19 protein-coding genes are annotated in these 14,521 nt (G+C 69.5%); 10 read left to right on the top strand and 9 right to left on the bottom strand.

The window, feature by feature from the left end; translation table 11 throughout:
• Positions 1-4: 4 nt before the first annotated feature.
• On the bottom strand, positions 5-913 hold the full coding sequence (locus ACSQ3Y_RS00410) for a DMT family transporter (RefSeq protein ID WP_436176074.1): 909 nt from the start codon (positions 911-913) through the stop codon (positions 5-7).
• A 70-nt stretch (positions 914-983) separates the two neighbouring features.
• A complete protein-coding gene (locus ACSQ3Y_RS00405) occupies positions 984-1,868 on the bottom strand; it encodes a helix-turn-helix domain-containing protein (RefSeq protein WP_436176073.1) in 885 nt (294 codons plus the stop codon).
• A gap of 49 nt (positions 1,869-1,917) precedes the next feature.
• Here ACSQ3Y_RS00405 and ACSQ3Y_RS00400 point away from each other — a divergent pair, with 49 nt between their 5' ends.
• Entirely contained in the window at positions 1,918-2,490 is a 573-nt protein-coding gene (locus tag ACSQ3Y_RS00400; RefSeq protein ID WP_436176072.1) for a DUF1439 domain-containing protein, read from the top strand.
• A 58-nt stretch (positions 2,491-2,548) separates the two neighbouring features.
• On the opposite strand, the gene ACSQ3Y_RS00395 is transcribed toward ACSQ3Y_RS00400, so the two are convergent.
• Positions 2,549-3,517, bottom strand: a complete 969-nt coding sequence (locus ACSQ3Y_RS00395; RefSeq protein ID WP_436176071.1) for a LysR family transcriptional regulator — start codon at positions 3,515-3,517, stop codon at positions 2,549-2,551.
• A gap of 125 nt (positions 3,518-3,642) precedes the next feature.
• Here ACSQ3Y_RS00395 and ACSQ3Y_RS00390 point away from each other — a divergent pair, with 125 nt between their 5' ends.
• Together ACSQ3Y_RS00390 and ACSQ3Y_RS00385 are read left to right on the top strand one after the other, a co-directional pair.
• Entirely contained in the window at positions 3,643-4,428 is a 786-nt protein-coding gene (locus tag ACSQ3Y_RS00390; RefSeq protein ID WP_436176070.1) for an SDR family oxidoreductase, read from the top strand.
• Positions 4,429-4,522: 94 nt separating this feature from the next.
• On the top strand, positions 4,523-5,395 hold the full coding sequence (locus ACSQ3Y_RS00385) for a hypothetical protein (RefSeq protein WP_436176069.1): 873 nt from the start codon (positions 4,523-4,525) through the stop codon (positions 5,393-5,395).
• A 13-nt stretch (positions 5,396-5,408) separates the two neighbouring features.
• On the opposite strand, the gene ACSQ3Y_RS00380 is transcribed toward ACSQ3Y_RS00385, so the two are convergent.
• The gene (locus tag ACSQ3Y_RS00380) at positions 5,409-5,918 is read right to left on the bottom strand and encodes an SRPBCC family protein (protein WP_436176068.1); all 510 of its coding nucleotides are present in this window, start codon (positions 5,916-5,918) and stop codon (positions 5,409-5,411) included.
• Positions 5,919-6,067: 149 nt separating this feature from the next.
• Positions 6,068-7,042 (bottom strand): LysR family transcriptional regulator, encoded by a 975-nt coding sequence (locus ACSQ3Y_RS00375; protein ID WP_057200683.1) that lies wholly within the window; start codon positions 7,040-7,042, stop codon positions 6,068-6,070.
• A 154-nt stretch (positions 7,043-7,196) separates the two neighbouring features.
• Between ACSQ3Y_RS00375 and ACSQ3Y_RS00370 the strand changes: the two genes are divergently transcribed.
• Positions 7,197-8,066, top strand: a complete 870-nt coding sequence (locus tag ACSQ3Y_RS00370; RefSeq protein ID WP_436176067.1) for an oxidoreductase — start codon at positions 7,197-7,199, stop codon at positions 8,064-8,066.
• 18 nt (positions 8,067-8,084) lie between these two features.
• On the opposite strand, the gene ACSQ3Y_RS00365 is transcribed toward ACSQ3Y_RS00370, so the two are convergent.
• A complete protein-coding gene (locus ACSQ3Y_RS00365; RefSeq protein WP_436176066.1) occupies positions 8,085-8,843 on the bottom strand; it encodes an SDR family oxidoreductase in 759 nt (252 codons plus the stop codon).
• Between the two features lie 114 nt (positions 8,844-8,957).
• Here ACSQ3Y_RS00365 and ACSQ3Y_RS00360 point away from each other — a divergent pair, with 114 nt between their 5' ends.
• Positions 8,958-9,854 carry a LysR family transcriptional regulator gene (locus tag ACSQ3Y_RS00360; protein ID WP_057200686.1) on the top strand — a complete coding sequence of 299 codons (897 nt, stop codon included), beginning with the start codon at positions 8,958-8,960 and terminating at the stop codon, positions 9,852-9,854.
• Here ACSQ3Y_RS00360 and ACSQ3Y_RS00355 read toward each other — a convergent pair whose 3' ends face one another.
• Together ACSQ3Y_RS00355 and ACSQ3Y_RS00350 are read right to left on the bottom strand one after the other, a co-directional pair.
• A complete protein-coding gene (locus ACSQ3Y_RS00355; protein ID WP_436176065.1) occupies positions 9,855-10,370 on the bottom strand; it encodes a hypothetical protein in 516 nt (171 codons plus the stop codon).
• 25 nt (positions 10,371-10,395) lie between these two features.
• On the bottom strand, positions 10,396-11,130 hold the full coding sequence (locus ACSQ3Y_RS00350; protein ID WP_436176064.1) for an NIPSNAP family protein: 735 nt from the start codon (positions 11,128-11,130) through the stop codon (positions 10,396-10,398).
• Positions 11,131-11,255: 125 nt separating this feature from the next.
• On the opposite strand from ACSQ3Y_RS00350, the gene ACSQ3Y_RS00345 reads away from it, so the two are divergent.
• Positions 11,256-12,242 (top strand): helix-turn-helix transcriptional regulator, encoded by a 987-nt coding sequence (locus ACSQ3Y_RS00345; protein WP_436176063.1) that lies wholly within the window; start codon positions 11,256-11,258, stop codon positions 12,240-12,242.
• A gap of 6 nt (positions 12,243-12,248) precedes the next feature.
• Here the strand turns inward: ACSQ3Y_RS00345 and ACSQ3Y_RS00340 are convergent, their stop codons facing one another.
• Positions 12,249-12,914, bottom strand: a complete 666-nt coding sequence (locus ACSQ3Y_RS00340; RefSeq protein WP_057267153.1) for a TetR/AcrR family transcriptional regulator — start codon at positions 12,912-12,914, stop codon at positions 12,249-12,251.
• 106 nt (positions 12,915-13,020) lie between these two features.
• Between ACSQ3Y_RS00340 and ACSQ3Y_RS00335 the strand changes: the two genes are divergently transcribed.
• Genes ACSQ3Y_RS00335 through ACSQ3Y_RS00320 form a run of 4 tightly spaced genes read left to right on the top strand, consistent with a single transcriptional unit; the run spans position 13,021 to position 14,343 of the window.
• Positions 13,021-13,455 (top strand): VOC family protein, encoded by a 435-nt coding sequence (locus ACSQ3Y_RS00335; protein ID WP_057200691.1) that lies wholly within the window; start codon positions 13,021-13,023, stop codon positions 13,453-13,455.
• Between the two features lie 29 nt (positions 13,456-13,484).
• Positions 13,485-13,832 carry a GFA family protein gene (locus ACSQ3Y_RS00330; protein WP_057200692.1) on the top strand — a complete coding sequence of 116 codons (348 nt, stop codon included), beginning with the start codon at positions 13,485-13,487 and terminating at the stop codon, positions 13,830-13,832.
• A 23-nt stretch (positions 13,833-13,855) separates the two neighbouring features.
• Positions 13,856-13,960, top strand: coding sequence for a DUF1579 family protein (locus ACSQ3Y_RS00325; RefSeq protein ID WP_436176062.1), 105 nt, complete (start codon positions 13,856-13,858; stop codon positions 13,958-13,960).
• Entirely contained in the window at positions 13,957-14,343 is a 387-nt protein-coding gene (locus tag ACSQ3Y_RS00320; protein WP_436176061.1) for a DUF1579 domain-containing protein, read from the top strand. Before ACSQ3Y_RS00325 ends, ACSQ3Y_RS00320 begins: the two co-directional genes overlap by 4 nt.
• Positions 14,344-14,521: the final 178 nt, after the last annotated feature.

Raw genomic sequence — 14,521 nt, 5'->3', positions numbered from 1 at the left:
GCCTTCATGCCTGCGGGCCCCGCCCGCCGGGCAGCGCGGCCAGCAGCACCGCTGCCACCACGCAGCCCAGGCCCAGCCACTGCCAGGCACGGACAGCTTCCCCGAGGAACACCACCGACAGCAGCAGCGCCGACACCGGCAACCACACGGTGGCCAGCGATGCACGCACGCCGCTGGTGCGGGCGCTGCCCGCGTACCACAGCAGAAAGCCGCCCACCGTGGGCACCCAGGCGTAGTACAGCACGCCGGCCAGTGCCGCCGCGGTGAAGTGGGAGGGCGATGCCCCGGCCACCAGCCATGCCGGCAGGGCCGACAGCAGCAGGCCACCCGCCGACATCAGCGTGGACAGGGCCAGCGCCGGGATGGGTTGAGACAGGCGCTTGCTCGGAAGGATGAACACCGCCTCGCAGGCCACGGCCGCCAGCACCAGCGCGATGCCTGCCAGCCGGGTGCTGGCGCCCCCCGCACCGGTGTCGCCGGGAGCGGCCGCTACCGCCATCACCCCGGCCGTCGCCAACGCGATGGCCACCACCAGGCGCCCGCCGGGCCGCTCGCCCAGCAGCAGGGCCGAGAACAGCGCGGCCGCGGCAGGCAGCGTGCCGGCGACGATGCCCGCGTCCGACGCGCTGGCCAGTTTCACCCCCAGTATCAGCAGCACCGAGTAGCCCACGCTGCCCGCGGCCGCCTGCATGGTGAGCAGCAGCGCATCGCGCCGGCCCACGCGGGGCAGCCGCAGGCCGTGCCAGCGCATCAGCGCCAGGAACACCGGCAGGGCCAGCGCATGGCGCAGCACCGTGGCCGCAAAGGGCTCGATGTCCTGCGCGATGGTTTTGCTGACCACGACCGTGCTGCCCACCAGCACCATGGCCAGGCTGCACAGCAGCTGGCCCCTCCAAGACTCCGATATTCCCATCGCCTGCCGCCTTGCCTGTGTGTGGAAACTGCAGGCAGTGTGGAGCGTCCGGCGCAGCGGGTCTTGAACGCTATTGCGGCAGCGGCCGGCGGGCTTTTCCTGCCGTGGCCTTTTGCCAGGCCCCGGGTGTGAAGCCGAACTGCCGCGCAAAGATGCGCGTCATGTGGCTCTGGTCGGCAAAGCCGCAATCGGCCGCAGCATCGGCCAGGCTGGCGCCGCGCAGCACGCGGTGGCGGGCATGCTCGGCACGCTGCTGCAGCAGCCAGGCATGGGGCGGCAGGCCATAGGCCTGGGTGAAACGGCGCAGCAACTGGTACTTGCCCAGCCCGGTCATGGCGGCCAGTTGCGTGAGCGTGGGCGGTGCCAGCAGCGTGTCCGCCAACCGGTCGCGCACCTGGCGCACCTCGGCCGATGCATCGGCAGCGGGCGCATGCAGGCGCGCGGCGTTGGCGTGGCGGCCCAGCAGCAGGGCGCAGGTGTGGATCAGTGCCTCCTCGCACGCCAGGGGCACCACGCTGGCGGCAGCCTGCGGTGCCGTGCTCCAGTGCGCCAGCCGCTGCAGCAACTGGTGCAGGGCATCGCGCAGCGCCGTGTCGTTCTGGATCACCGGGCGGGCCAGGGCGAGCCCCTGGGGCGACGCCGAGGCCAGGTCGCCGGCCATGGCGTGCAGCACCGGCGGCTCCAGATAGACCATGCGCCAGCGGCGCGAGGGGCCGCCCAGCGGCTGGCCGTCATGCACCTCGCCGGGGTTGGTGGTGATCAGGTCGCCTGCGTAGGCATCCACGGTGCCACGTCCGCTGGCGGAGCTTTGCGCCCCCTGGTCGAGAAGCCCCAGGCCATAGACCGCATGCCAGTGTCTGCCATAGTGGCGGGAACTTTCGATGTGCGTACCGTACACCCCTTCCCAGGGCGAGCCGAAGACCTGGCATTGGTGGGCGGGCGCTGCGGGTGTCATTCGGCCATTATGGCCACGGCCGCCCGCCACACACCAGAGGAGCCACTGCATGCATCGCCGATTCTTTCTTGCTGCCGGGCTGCGCCACGGGGCGCTGGCCAGCCTTGCGCTGGTGGCCACCCGCAGCGCCCAGGCCCAGCCGGCCTACACCGTCTCGGCCGAGCAGCTGCAGGAGGCGGTGGCGCAGCGCTTTCCGCTGCGCTATCCCGTGGCGGGCCTGGTGGATGTGGACGTGCAGGCCCCGCACCTGTCGCTGCTGCCTGAGAGCAACCGCCTGGGAGCGGCTTTCGCGCTGAAGGCCGCAGGCCCGGCGCTGCGGCGCAGCCATGGCGGCACCCTGGAGGTGGAGTTCGCCTTGCGCTACGAAGCCAGCGACCGCAGCCTGCGGGCCCACCAATTGCGCGTGGGGCGGCTGGATTTCCCCAGCCTGCGGCCGGAGGTGGTGGCCATGCTCAACAGCTATGGCCCTGCCCTGGCCGAGCAGTCGCTGCGCGAGGTGGTGCTGCACCGGCTGCGCCCGCAGGACCTGGGCGTGCTCGACGGCCTGGGAATGCAGCCCGGTGCCATCACCGTGACGCCCAGGGGCTTGTCCATCGCGTTTGTGAACAAGCAGGCACCGTGACGGGGCCTGGGCCTTTGCGCCCCGAATCGCTGTGCGCAAGGCCGTGCGCGCCAGCCGCCTAGGCCTTGCGCCTCGGCGAGGACGGCGCAGGGGCGGCCAGCGCCAGATCACCCCGCACCCGCTGTGCAAACCCGCGCTGCCCGAACTGCTCAATGATGAAGTCCACGAACACCCGGGTGCGCGCGGGCAGCAGCTTCTTGTCCGGGTAGTACAGCGAGGTGGGCCCGGCATCGGACCACCAGCCCGGCAGCAGACGCACCAGGTCGCCGCTGGCCAGCCAGGGCTGGGCAAAGGGCATGGGCAGCAGGGCCACGCCCAGGCCCATGAGCGCGGCCTGGCACATGGCCTCGGGGTCGTCGAAGACGATGCGCGGGCGCAGCTCGGCCGCAGCCGCATCGCCCGCCTTGTTGCGCAGCGTGGTGACGTGGATGCGCCCGGTCTGGATCGAGCGGCGCGCAATGCCGTCCCACTGCGCCAGATCGGAGGGATGGCGCGGTGCCTTGCGGCCCTGCAACTGCGCGCGTGACGCCACGGCCACGATGTGGATGGTGCCCAGCGTGCGCGCCACCATGCCGGGGTTCAGGTTCAGCCCGCCGCCGATACCCGCATCGAAGCCCTCGCCGATCAGGTCCACCTGCCGGTTCTCGAAGCGCCAGTCGGGCTGGATGGCCGGGTAGCGCGCGAGGAACTCGCCGAGCAACGGCACCAGGTAGGCACGGCCGAAGGCCTGCCCCATGCTCACCTTGAGCGTGCCAGCCGGCTGGCGGTCGGTCTCGGCCGCGTGCTCCACGGCGTCTGCCAGGGTCGCCAGCGGAGTGCTGATCTGCTGCAACAGGCGCAGGCCGCCCTCGGTCAGCACCAGGCGCCGCGTGCTGCGCTGAAACAGGCGCACGGAGAGGTTGGCCTCCAGCCGCGCCACGTTCTTGCTCACGGCCGCAGGGGTCAGGCCCATGAGCCGGGCAGCGGCCGAGAAGCTGCCGGACTCGGCGGACTTCACGAAGGATTCGAGGTGGCTGAGCGGTTGCATGCTTGTTATTTTCAACCCATGGTTGAAATCAGTACAGCCCATTCATGGCTACCAGCAATGCAATGGTTCCCAGACACTGCAGGTGTTGCCAGTGCATTTACTGGTCCACTTACCGGAGTTTCACCATGTCTGTCGTCTCTTCTGTTTCCCCTGTTTCCACCACCGGCGTCCTGGCTGGCAAGGCCGCTTTCGTCACCGGCGGTTCGCGCGGCATCGGTGCCGCCATCGTGCGGCGCCTGGCGCGTGATGGCGCTGCCGTGGCCTTCACCTACACCAGCAACGGTGCACCCGCCAAGGCCCTGGCTGCCGAGATCGAGGCTGCCGGCGGCCGCGCGCTGGCTCTGCAGGCGGACAGCGCCGATGCGGCGGTCCTCACGGCCGCCATCGATGGCGCCGCACGCGAACTGGGCCGCCTGGACATCCTCGTGAACAACGCCGGTGTGGCGGTGATGGGCGAGGTCGGCAGCGTCACGCTGGAAGACCTGGACCGCACCCTCGCCGTCAACGTGCGCGGCGTGTTCGTGGCCACCCAGGCCGCCGTGCGCCACATGGGCCAGGGCGGCGCCTATGGCCGCGTGATCACCATCGGCAGCACCAACTCCGATCGCCTGCCCTGGGCGGGGTTCAGCGTCTACGGCATGAGCAAGGCCGCCATCGTCGGGCTCACCAAGGGCCTGGCGCGCGACCTGGGGCCGCGCGGCATCACCGTGAACAACGTGCAGCCCGGCCCGGTGAACACCGACATGAACCCCGCTGACGGCCCCATGGCCGGCGACATGCACGGCATGATGGCGGTCAACCGCCATGCCGACCCGGCCGAGATCGCTGGCATGGTGGCCTACCTCGCCGGGCCTGAGGCCGGCATGGTCACCGGCGCCAGCCTGCTGATCGATGGTGGTTTCGCCGCGTGAACAGGCGCCCTCCGGGTCGCTTCGCGATTTCCCTCTGAGGGGGGCGCTGGCCCGGGCCTATATAGTGGCCTACCAATCCATCTGGGACCTTCCCGTGCACCACCTCCTTCGCCCCTTGCGCCATGCGCGCACCACCGCAGTGGTGTCGGCCGCCCTGATGGCCGCCGTCACCACCCATGCCGTCACACCCGCCGAGTCCGGCTACGTGGGCGAGTACCGGGGCGGTTCGGTGGACACCGTGGCCCAGCTGGCGCTGCTGGACGACAACACCTACTGCTTTGCCTTCACGGGCGGTGCGCTGGACCTGCTGGCCGCAGGCCGCTGGAAGGCGGAGGGCGGGGGTATCCGGCTGCAACAGGTACGGCAGGAGCAAACCCTGTTCCCCGCGTTTTCCAGCAAGGTGGAGGCGCAGGGCGCCATGGTGGAGTTCGACTTCCATGGCTACACGCTGTCCAATGCCCGCGCGCCGGTGTTCGCGGTGTCGGCGGACGACAAGGTGCCCGCCACGCTGCGCCCCCTGTTCACCGAGGGCAACAGCAACTGGTCCGAAAGCTACAAGCTGCCCGCCATGCCTGCCGAGTCGGTGCGATATTTCTACCTGGGTGACCTCGTGGAAGAGAGCCCCGGCAAGCCGCCGGTGGTGAAGGTGGTGCAGTACCGGCTGGAGAGCGGCAACTCCGTGCGCGTAGGCTTCGACGAACTGCAGGCCATGCCCCTCATGGACCAGCGGGCCGAGCTCAAGGGCCAGATGCTGTTCCTGTCCGGCAGCCGCCTGGGCCAGCGTCGGCCCTTGAACCCCGAGGTGCTCAAGGCGGTGCGCAGTGGCTGCATCGATCCTGCGCTGAAGCCCGGTGTCCCGCGTCCGCTCAAGCCAGGCCAGAACAGGGGCCTGGAGCCTGTGAAGACCTTCACCGTCAGCCCTTCAGCCGTTCAGGGCAAGCCCTTCTTCGAAGCCAAGGCCAACTGACAGGCTCGTTGGGTCAGGCCGACAGTGCTCCCGCCGGGATGCGGGGCGCGGTTTCGATCTGCAGCTTGGCCAGGCGCAGCGCCTTGCGCATGTAGCCGCGCCACAGCACGCTGGCCAGCAGCCACAGAACCGGTGCGGCCCACTTCGAGCGGGCATGGAAGGCATGGCGCCAGCGCACCGTGGTCTGCGTGCCGCCGGCCTGCGGGTCGAACCACCAGGCGCCGTCCGCCCCCGTCGCCAGCCAGCGCAGCACGCCCGTGAAGCCGCTGACCGTATAGGCGAAGTACTGGGCCGGGCGGTAGTGCTTGAGCCCCTCCTGCGCGCTGCTGCCGTCGGACATGGCCACCGTGCGCGTCTGACCCGGCGCATCCCAGGCACCCGTCTGGTCGCGCGTGCCCGTCACCGCCGGCAGGGGGCCGTAGCCGGTGAACAATGTCGTGGGATCAATGGGCGCGATGTGACCGAACGCCTGCGCGGGCGAGGCCTTGATCTGCGTCTGGACCGTGGTGGCAAAGGTGGTCATGGGGCGTTGTCCGGTTCGTGCCTGGGGGGAGTGAACCGAATGTATTGTGGAAGCCCGAAACGATAAATACCGTTTTTCACAACGGACTGTTTGCCAAACCGTGAACAATTGCCCCTTTCCGCAGCGAAAGAACCGTGTGCAAGGCCGGTTCAGGTGGCGGGTTGTCGTCGCCGCCGGGGTTTCCGGGCTGTTGCGGCCAGTTCCTGCGCGCTCAGGCTGAACACCGGGTTGTCTGCCAGCATTTCCACCGCCAGGTCGATGAAGGCGCGCACCCGCGCCGGCTGCGCCGCACGGCTGCCGTAGTACACGTACAGGCCCAGGTGCTGCGGGACGAAGTCGGTGAGCACCGGCACCAGTTGCCCGCTGCGCACCAGCGGGGCGGCCGTGACACCCACCAACTGGCCGATGGCATGGCCACCCAGCACGGCGCGCGCCTCCAGCTCGATGTCGTTGGCGCAGAAGGCGGGCGGGATGGCGTGGGCCACGATGTCCTCGCCCACGCGGAACTCCCAGGGCATGGGCTTGCCCGTGGTCGGGTGGCGAAAGCCGCTGCAGCGGTGCTGTGCCAGATCTTCGATGCGCGTGGGCGTTCCATGGCGCGCCAAGTAGTCCGGCGTGGCGCACACCACCAGCTGCAGCCAGAGCAGGCGCCGGGCAATCACCCCGCCCTCGGGCGGGTAGCCCGAGCGAAAACCCACGTCCACCCGGTCCTCCACCCAGTTGCCGATGCGGTCCTCGAGCTGCACATCGGGCTCCACCAGCGGGTAGCGGCGCACGAATTCGTCTACCACGGGCCAGATCACCTCCAGCATCATGGAGCGCGGCGCAGTGATGCGCAGCGGCCCGGCGATCTCCTCGCGCCCGCGCCGGGCGCCGTGCACGGCGCGCTGCAGTGTGGCCAGCCCGGGCTGGGCGGCGTCGAGGAACTGGCGCCCCTCCTCGGTCAGGCTCAGGCTGCGGGTGGTGCGGTGGAACAGCCGCACGCCCAGGTGCGATTCGAGCTGCCCCAGCGCCAGGCTGGCCGCCTGCGGCGTGATGCCCTGGGCTGAGGCCGCCTGGCGCAGGCTGCCCAGCTCGGCCGCCTTGGCAAAGGTGGAAATCGCACGCAATTCGTTCATGGCCATGGCGAAACCCCCGTTGATTGACAAGAATTGCTTGTGAATGAATCGAGTGATTATGGGCTAGTGCGATGGCAATGGCGTGCCTACAGTTCATCCCCATGGCAACGCACCGCGTCTGCCAGAACCCCGAAATTCATTCTCTCCAAGGACTTTTGCCATGACCGCTCACGCTTCGCCCTCCTTTCCCCGTATCTGGCTCATCACCGGTGCCTCGCGTGGCATCGGCGCCCGCATTGCCGAGGCCGCGCTGGCCCAGGGCGATGCCGTGGTGGCCACCTCGCGCAGTGCTGACTCCGTCACAGAGCGCCTGGGCGCCAGCGATGCGCTGCTGCCCCTGGCCCTGGACGTGACCGATGAGGCACAGGCCCGCCACGCCGTGGGAGCGGCGTTGGAGCGCTTCGGCCGCATCGACGTGCTGGTCAACAACGCGGGTTACGGCCTTCTGGGTGCGGTGGAAGAGGCCACCGCCGACGAGGTGCGCCGCCTGTACGAGACCAATGTGTTCGGCCTGCTGAACGTGACGCGCGCCGTGCTGCCTTCCATGCGCGCACGCCGCGCCGGCCATGTCATCAACATCTCGTCGCTGGGCGGCGTGCGGTCGGCCGCAGGCTTCGGGGTGTATTGCTCGACCAAGTTCGCGGTGGAAGGCCTTACCGAGGCGCTGCACGCCGAACTGGCGCCTCTGGGCATCCATGCCACGGTGGTGGAGCCGGGCTACTTTCGCACCGAGTTCCTCGACACGGCCTCGCTCTCGGTATCCCCGTTGGTGCTGGAGGACTACGCCCCCAGTGCCGGCGTAATCCGCGAAGCCGCTCGCCGCATCAATCTGAACCAGCCCGGCGACCCTGTGCGCCTGGCCCAGGCCATGATGCAGCTGGTGGCCAGCCCCACGCCGCCGCTGCGCCTGCCGCTGGGCAGCGACACGCTGCAGACCATTGCCGACAAGCATGCCTTTGTCGAGAAGGAAACCGCGCAGTGGCGTGCGCTGGCGGCGTCGACGGACTTCCCGGTGCAGGCTGCGGCCTGAGCCTGCACCGACGGTGGGTCAGACCATGCCGCCGTTGGCGCGCAAGGTTTGTCCGTTGATCCACGCGCCATCGGGCCCGACCAGAAAGGACACGGTGCCCGCGATGTCATCCGGCGTGCCCAAACGGCCCAGCGGGCTCATCTGCGCCAGGCGCTCCACCAGCTCGGGCGTCTTGCCGTCGAGGAACAGGGCGGTGGCCGTGGGGCCGGGGGCCACGGCGTTCACGGTGATGTTCTTGCCGCGCAGCTCCTTGGCCAGGATCAGCGTCATGGTTTCCACTGCGCTCTTGGTGGCGGCGTATACCGCGTAGCCCGGCATGGCGGTGCCGACCACGCTGGTGGAGAAGTTGACGATGCGACCGCCTGGCTCCAGGCGGCGCGCGGCCTCGCGCAGCGTGTTGAAGCTGCCCTTGAGATTGATGGCGATCAGCCGGTCGAAGGTGACATCGTCGGTGTCGGCCAGGTGCGGCGTGTGCGAGGGCATCACGCCCGCGTTGTTCACCAGCACGTCCACACGGCCGAAGGCCTCGGTGGCCTGGTCGAACAGGCGCGCCACGGCGGCGGCATCGGCCACGTCGGCCTGCACGGCGATCGCCTGGCCGCCCGCTGCGGTGATCGACTGGGCCACCACCTCGGCCTCGGCGGCGCTGCCCGCGTAGTTGACCACGACGTTGAAGCCGTCGCGCCCCAGTCGCTGGGCAATGGCGGCGCCGATGCCGCGCGAAGACCCGGTGACGATGGCGACGGGGCGGTGGGTGGATGTGTCGTTGGTGGCCATGAAAACTCCTGAACGGTGGTGATGGGTGTATTGTTCTGTTGGCGGCGGGTTTGATAAACACCCGTTGATTGCCATGACTGTTCAATAAAAACCAACAATCAAGCCCTGCTCCCCATGGACCGATTTGACGCCATGCGCCTGTTCACCCGCATCGTGGAGCTGGGCAGCTTCACCCAGGCCGCAGAAGACCTGCAGCTGCCCCGCGCCACGGTGACGCTGGCCGTGCAGCAGCTGGAAAAGCGCCTGGGCGCACGCCTGCTGCACCGTACCACGCGCCATGTCGGGCCGACGCAGGACGGCGAGGCCTACTACGCGCGCTGCCAGCAGCTGCTGGCCGACCTTGATGAGACCGAGGCGGCGTTCGCAACGGCCGGCCAGCACCCCAAGGGCAAGCTGCGCGTGGACCTGCAGGGTACCCTGGCCCGCTATTTCGTGCTGCCGCGCATCGGCGAGTTCTTTGCACGCTACCCCGGCGTGGAGCTGGAGCTGGGGATGGGCGACCGCCTGGTGGATCTGGTGCGCGAGCGCGTGGACTGCGTGATGCGCGGCGGCGAACTGGTCGACTCCAGCATGGTCGGCCGCCGGGTTGCACAACTGGCCCAGGTGACCTGCGCGAGCCGCGCGTACCTGGCGCGCCATGGCGTGCCGCGCACCGTAGAGGAACTGCGCGGCCACCGCGCGGTGAACTACCTGTCGTCGCGCACGGGCAAGCCCATGCCGCTGGACTTCGTGGTCGATGGCGTGCCGCGCAGCGTGCAGCTCAAGGGCGCGGTGTCCGTGACCGATGCGTTTGCCTATGTGGCCTGCTGCACGGCCGGGCTGGGGATCATCCAGGTGCCGCGCTACCACCTGGAGCCGCAGCTGGCCGATGGCAGCCTGGTCGAGGTGCTGGTCGACTGCCGCCCCGCACCCATGCCGGTGACCGTGCTCTACCCGCACAGCCGCCAGCTCTCGCCGCGCGTGCGCGTGTTCGTGGACTGGCTGGCCGAGGTGATGCAGAACGCGCGCTGACTACGCCGGTGGGCGCGAGAACTCCATGACCCAGTTCGTCTCCCACGTGCAGCCCTCGTCGTCGGAGAAGGCCTGCTGCCAGCGCGGAGTGCCGGTGGCGAGGTTTTTCGTCCACTCGAAGCGCACCAGGACCGACCGGCCCTCGAACAGCTCCTGGCCAAAGAACACGCCCTGGTCCGTGCCCGCGAAGCCGCCACTGACGGGCGGCCGCAGCAGGCCCGTGGCCGTGTCCAGGCCTCCCGTCACGTTATCGAGCCAGTAGATGCTCCAGCACCGTGCCTCGGGGTTGAACAGGCGCAGGGCCATACCCACGTAGCCGGCATTCCAGGCCTCGGGGATGAAGTCATCGCAGTTGCCGATGCCGCCCGACAAGGGGCGCGCGGTGCCCGTGGCCTCGAAGGTTTCCCAGTCGGTGCAGCCCGCAAGCCGCTTCACGAGCCGGGTGTTGCGGATGCGCCAGGGGCACATGAGAAAGTCGAAATCGTGGACATCGCCAGTGGGTGGGGTGATCGGCATGTGGTGTCTCCGGGATGTGTGTGCGTCATGCGTGCAGGGCCGAACGCGCCGTGGGCTGCAGCCGGTGGGCTTCGGGCGCACGCGCCAGCCAGGGCGCCAGGCCCGGTGCCACATCGCGTTGCCACGCTCCGCCCTGCGCAAAGGCGTCCAGCGCGCCGGCATCTTCGAACAGCGCCAGGCCCAGCAGCACGGGCTCGCCCTCGCGCACCGGCAGGCGGGGAAAGGTGTTGGGGCTCGCTTCACTGGCATACCAGGCGGTATTGCGCGCACCACCCGCGCGCAGCGTGGGGTCCATGCGCTCGCGGCAGTGGTCCAGCAGCGCGGGCGTTGCAGGCTCCTTGAGGTAGAACACCGTGGCATCGAGCAGGCCCGGGGCCGGGCCGCTGGCACCGGGGGCCGCACGTTCGGCAGGCAGGTCCGCCGCGGCGCCCGGCCATGCGGGGCGCAGCAGCAGCACGTTGTCCGAATCGACCATGGTGGCGTTGGCTGCGTTGCTATGCGCAGCCCACACCGGGCCGCTGTAGAACGTTTCGAGCGCCCGCTGGCGCGCCGCCATGTCGGCAAAGCCGCGCAGCCAGGCGAACAGGTCCGGCCGCTCCAGGTCGCGGAACTGGCCGATCACGCGCATGCCTTCGCGCTCCTGGCTTTCGAGGAACTCGCGGTCGAACAGGTCAATCAGCACATCGCGCTGGCCGGGGTGCAGGGTGTACTGGCGCAGTTCGACGATGGCGCAGTCGGCAATCGAGGGGGTTGTGGGCATGCGGGGCTTCCTTGGTTGGTCAAGCGAAAACAGAGAAGTCCGCAGTCTGCGGCGCAATACCTGCCAAGGCATGGCAGGTATTCGCTGCATACTGGTACCAGTCGCTTTTTCGTTCCTTTTTCTCCATGCGTGCCAGCCGCCTGTTGTCCATCCAGATGCTGCTCGAAACCCGGGGGCGCATGAGCGCGCAGGCGCTCGCCGATGCGCTGGAGGTCTCGGTGCGCACGCTGTACCGCGACGTGGACCAGCTCACGGCGGCGGGCGTTCCCATCTTTGCCGAGCGCGGGCGCCATGGCGGCTTTGCGCTGCTGCCGGGCTGGAAGACCACGCTGACGGGGCTCACTCCGTCCGAGGCACAGGCCGTGTTCCTGAGCGGCTTGCCTGGCCCGGCCGGCGACCTGGGCCTGGGCGATGACGTGGAAGGCGCGCGCCTGAAGCTGCTGGCCGCGCTGCCTGCACCCTGGCGCGAAGACGCCCAGCGCGTGAGCGGCCGCCTGCACCTCGACCCGGTGGACTGGTACCGCGAGAGCGAGCCCACGCCCCACCTGGCCACCGTCGCTGCCGCCGTCTGGAGCGGCCAGCAACTGGCCCTGCGCTACGAGAGCTGGGCCGACACGGTGGAGCGCGCCGTGGGCCCGCTGGGCCTGGTGCTCAAGGCGGGTGTCTGGTACCTGGTAGCGCAGCCGGTGGACAAGGCCTCCGACGGCGCAGGGCCGCGCACCTACCGCGTGTCCAACATCCGCGCGGCGGCGGCGCTCACCACGCCTGTGCGGCGACCGGCGCGCTTTGACCTGCCCAGGTATTGGGGCGAGTCCATCCGCCGCTTCGAATCGGGCCTGTACACCGGCGAGGCCGAACTGTTGGCCACGCCGGCGGGGCTCAAGGGCCTTGCCGCACTGAGCAGTGCCGTTGCGCGGGCGGTGGCAGCGGCCCCGCCCTCGCGCCGCAAGGACGGACGCGTGGCGCTCACGATTCCCATCGAATCGGTGGCCCACGCCTGCGGCCAGCTCATGCGCCAGTCGCCCGAGGTGGAGGTGCTGCGGCCGGCCGCGCTGCGGAGCGCCCTGGTGGAGCGCATCGAAGCCACGGCGCGGCTTTACGGCCTGCGCTGAGCCGCGCTACAAACCGCGTTCCACCATGTCCAGCAGCCGCTGGCCCAGCAGCTGCAGCATGTCGGCGGGCGTGCCGCGCAAGGGCCCGTCGATGCTCAGCAGGGCCATGCCGTGCACGGTAGACCAGGCGAGGTACTCGGCGCCCTGGCGGCGCTCGGGTGGCAGGGCGCCAGCGGTCACCAGGTCGTCCAGCGCGGCCGACAGGTGCTCGAAGGGGTTCAGGCCCGTGAGGCCGCCCATGGCGGGGTCGGGGTTCTGCTCCACGCTGAACTGGCCGCCGAAGGCGGTGCGGAACAGCCCCGTCTCGGCATGGGCAAAGCGCATGTAGCCGGCCCCCACGGCGCGCACCCGGGCATGGGCCTGTTCGGTGGGCGTGCCGCCCGTGGGCACGTCGGCCATCTCGGCCTCCATGGCCTGGGCCACGGCGGCCACGGCGGCGGCGCGCACCGCCGCCAGCAGGTCCTGCCGGTTGGCGAAATGGCGGTAGGCGGCATTGGGCGCCACACCTGCGCGGCGCGTGGCTTCGCGCAGTACCACGGCGTCGGGCCCTCCCTGGCGCGCCAGTTCGATGCCGGCGTCCAGCAGGGCGCGGCGCAGGTCGCCATGGCGGTAGGTGCTGCGCGGCGAGGATGGGCTGCCTGGTGTGGCGCTGTTGCGGGTGGTTACGGACATCGGGATTTCAATGTGGACACTGTTCATTATCTTTGGTATTGTTTGTGAACGGTGTCCACAATGCATGGATGTCCGCTTTTGACCCACCTACCCAAGGAGATCCGCCATGAAAGTCGAGCCGTATCTGTTCTTCGAAGGCCGCTGCGAAGAGGCCCTCACGTTCTACCGCACCGCCCTGGGTGCCGAGGTGACCATGCTCATGCGCTACAAGGACAACCCCGAGCCCGCCGCCGGCCCGGGCTGTTCTGCCGACGGCAGCCCCGGCGCAGGGCCCCAGCCCGAGATGGTCATGCACGCCTCGTTCAACGTGGGCGACACCCAGGTCATGGCGTCGGACGGCATGGGTTCGGGAAAGCCCAGCTTCCAGGGCATCTCGCTGTCGCTGAGCCCCGAAACCGAGACCGAGGCCAAACGCCTCTTCGATGCGCTCGCTGCGGGCGGCCAGGTGCAGATGCCGCTGGGCAAGACCTTTTTCTCGCCCGCCTTTGGCATGGTCGCCGACCGCTTTGGCGTGTCGTGGATGGTGGTGGTGCCCCAATGACGGACGCCTCCGCACCAGGAGCTGGACCCGTGCGGTACCGGGGAAGCTGCCACTGCGGCAAGGTGGCGTTCGAAGTGGAAGGCACCATCGACAGCGCTTTGGCTTGCAACTGCACCATGTGCCGGCGGCGCGGCTCGCTGCTGTGGTTCGTGCCGCACGGCCAGTTGCGGCTGACCACCCCCGAGGCGAACCTGGCCAGCTACACCTTCCACAAGCACGTCATAGAGCACCGCTTCTGCCCGGCCTGCGGCATCCATACCCATGGCGAAGGCACGCACCCCGCAGGACACAAGATGGCGGCCGTGAACCTGCGCACGCTCGACGGCGTGGACCTCGACGCCATCCCCGTGCACCACCACGATGGCCTGGCCATGTAAGCCAGCCCCCAAGGAGACTCCCCATGCTGAATCCCGAACCCCAGGCGCAGCACCGCTGGCTGCAGCAGTTGCTCGGCGACTGGACCTGCGAATCACCTGCGACGCTGGGCCCGGTGAGCCGCCCATGACCAGCACAGGCACCGAGCATGTGCGCCAGCTCGGGGAGCTTTGGGTGCTGGGCGAAGGCACGGGCACCATGCCCGGCGGCGGCGACGCGCGCATGCTCATCACCCTGGGCTACGACCCCGAGAAGGCGGTCTTCATCGGCACCTGGGTCGGCTCGATGATGGCCCATATGTGGGTCTATTGCGGCACGCTCGATGCCACCGAAAAGGTGCTCCCGCTCGAGACCGAAGGCCCGAGCTTCGCCGGCGACGGCAGCACCGCTAAATACCGCGACACCATCACCCTCCTGGGCCCCAACGAGCGCACATTGACCTCCTCCACCCAGCAGCCCGATGGCAGCTGGAAGGAATTCATGAAGGCGACATACCGCCGCAAGGCCCCCTGAGCCTGCACCCGACATGGCGTGGCGGCGGGCGTGGCCGCCGCTCTGGGCGGGCTGGCGCTGCGTTGCCCGCCGAGGGCGCGCAAACGGTGTTCGCGTGAAGTGAGGGCGCTGCCAGCGGGCCGGTGCGCTTGTCCCTAGAATCGCGCGGTCAGCCCGCAGATTGTCCTGCGGCATGCAC

Origin of the sequence: Acidovorax sp. LjRoot66 (assembly GCF_964253305.1) — a bacterium.
In the GTDB taxonomy this organism is placed as follows: Bacteria; Pseudomonadota; Gammaproteobacteria; order Burkholderiales; family Burkholderiaceae_C; genus Acidovorax.
This window is presented reverse-complemented; position numbering and strand designations above follow the sequence as displayed.

Excerpts from the sequence above, each read along its gene's own strand:
- ACSQ3Y_RS00320 (WP_436176061.1), top strand. The coding sequence starts at position 13,957 with ATGACCAGCACAGGCACCGAGCATGTGCGCCAGCTCGGGGAGCTTTGG.
- ACSQ3Y_RS00375 (WP_057200683.1), bottom strand. The coding sequence starts at position 7,042 with ATGGCCATGAACGAATTGCGTGCGATTTCCACCTTTGCCAAGGCGGCC.
- ACSQ3Y_RS00395 (WP_436176071.1), bottom strand. The coding sequence starts at position 3,517 with ATGCAACCGCTCAGCCACCTCGAATCCTTCGTGAAGTCCGCCGAGTCC.
- ACSQ3Y_RS00325 (WP_436176062.1), top strand. The coding sequence starts at position 13,856 with ATGCTGAATCCCGAACCCCAGGCGCAGCACCGCTGGCTGCAGCAGTTG.
- ACSQ3Y_RS00345 (WP_436176063.1), top strand. The coding sequence starts at position 11,256 with ATGCGTGCCAGCCGCCTGTTGTCCATCCAGATGCTGCTCGAAACCCGG.
- ACSQ3Y_RS00400 (WP_436176072.1), top strand. The coding sequence starts at position 1,918 with ATGCATCGCCGATTCTTTCTTGCTGCCGGGCTGCGCCACGGGGCGCTG.
- ACSQ3Y_RS00390 (WP_436176070.1), top strand. The coding sequence starts at position 3,643 with ATGTCTGTCGTCTCTTCTGTTTCCCCTGTTTCCACCACCGGCGTCCTG.
- ACSQ3Y_RS00360 (WP_057200686.1), top strand. The coding sequence starts at position 8,958 with ATGGACCGATTTGACGCCATGCGCCTGTTCACCCGCATCGTGGAGCTG.
- ACSQ3Y_RS00335 (WP_057200691.1), top strand. The coding sequence starts at position 13,021 with ATGAAAGTCGAGCCGTATCTGTTCTTCGAAGGCCGCTGCGAAGAGGCC.
- ACSQ3Y_RS00370 (WP_436176067.1), top strand. The coding sequence starts at position 7,197 with ATGACCGCTCACGCTTCGCCCTCCTTTCCCCGTATCTGGCTCATCACC.
- ACSQ3Y_RS00380 (WP_436176068.1), bottom strand. The coding sequence starts at position 5,918 with ATGACCACCTTTGCCACCACGGTCCAGACGCAGATCAAGGCCTCGCCC.
- ACSQ3Y_RS00405 (WP_436176073.1), bottom strand. The coding sequence starts at position 1,868 with ATGACACCCGCAGCGCCCGCCCACCAATGCCAGGTCTTCGGCTCGCCC.
- ACSQ3Y_RS00410 (WP_436176074.1), bottom strand. The coding sequence starts at position 913 with ATGGGAATATCGGAGTCTTGGAGGGGCCAGCTGCTGTGCAGCCTGGCC.
- ACSQ3Y_RS00340 (WP_057267153.1), bottom strand. The coding sequence starts at position 12,914 with ATGTCCGTAACCACCCGCAACAGCGCCACACCAGGCAGCCCATCCTCG.
- ACSQ3Y_RS00350 (WP_436176064.1), bottom strand. The coding sequence starts at position 11,130 with ATGCCCACAACCCCCTCGATTGCCGACTGCGCCATCGTCGAACTGCGC.
- ACSQ3Y_RS00365 (WP_436176066.1), bottom strand. The coding sequence starts at position 8,843 with ATGGCCACCAACGACACATCCACCCACCGCCCCGTCGCCATCGTCACC.
- ACSQ3Y_RS00355 (WP_436176065.1), bottom strand. The coding sequence starts at position 10,370 with ATGCCGATCACCCCACCCACTGGCGATGTCCACGATTTCGACTTTCTC.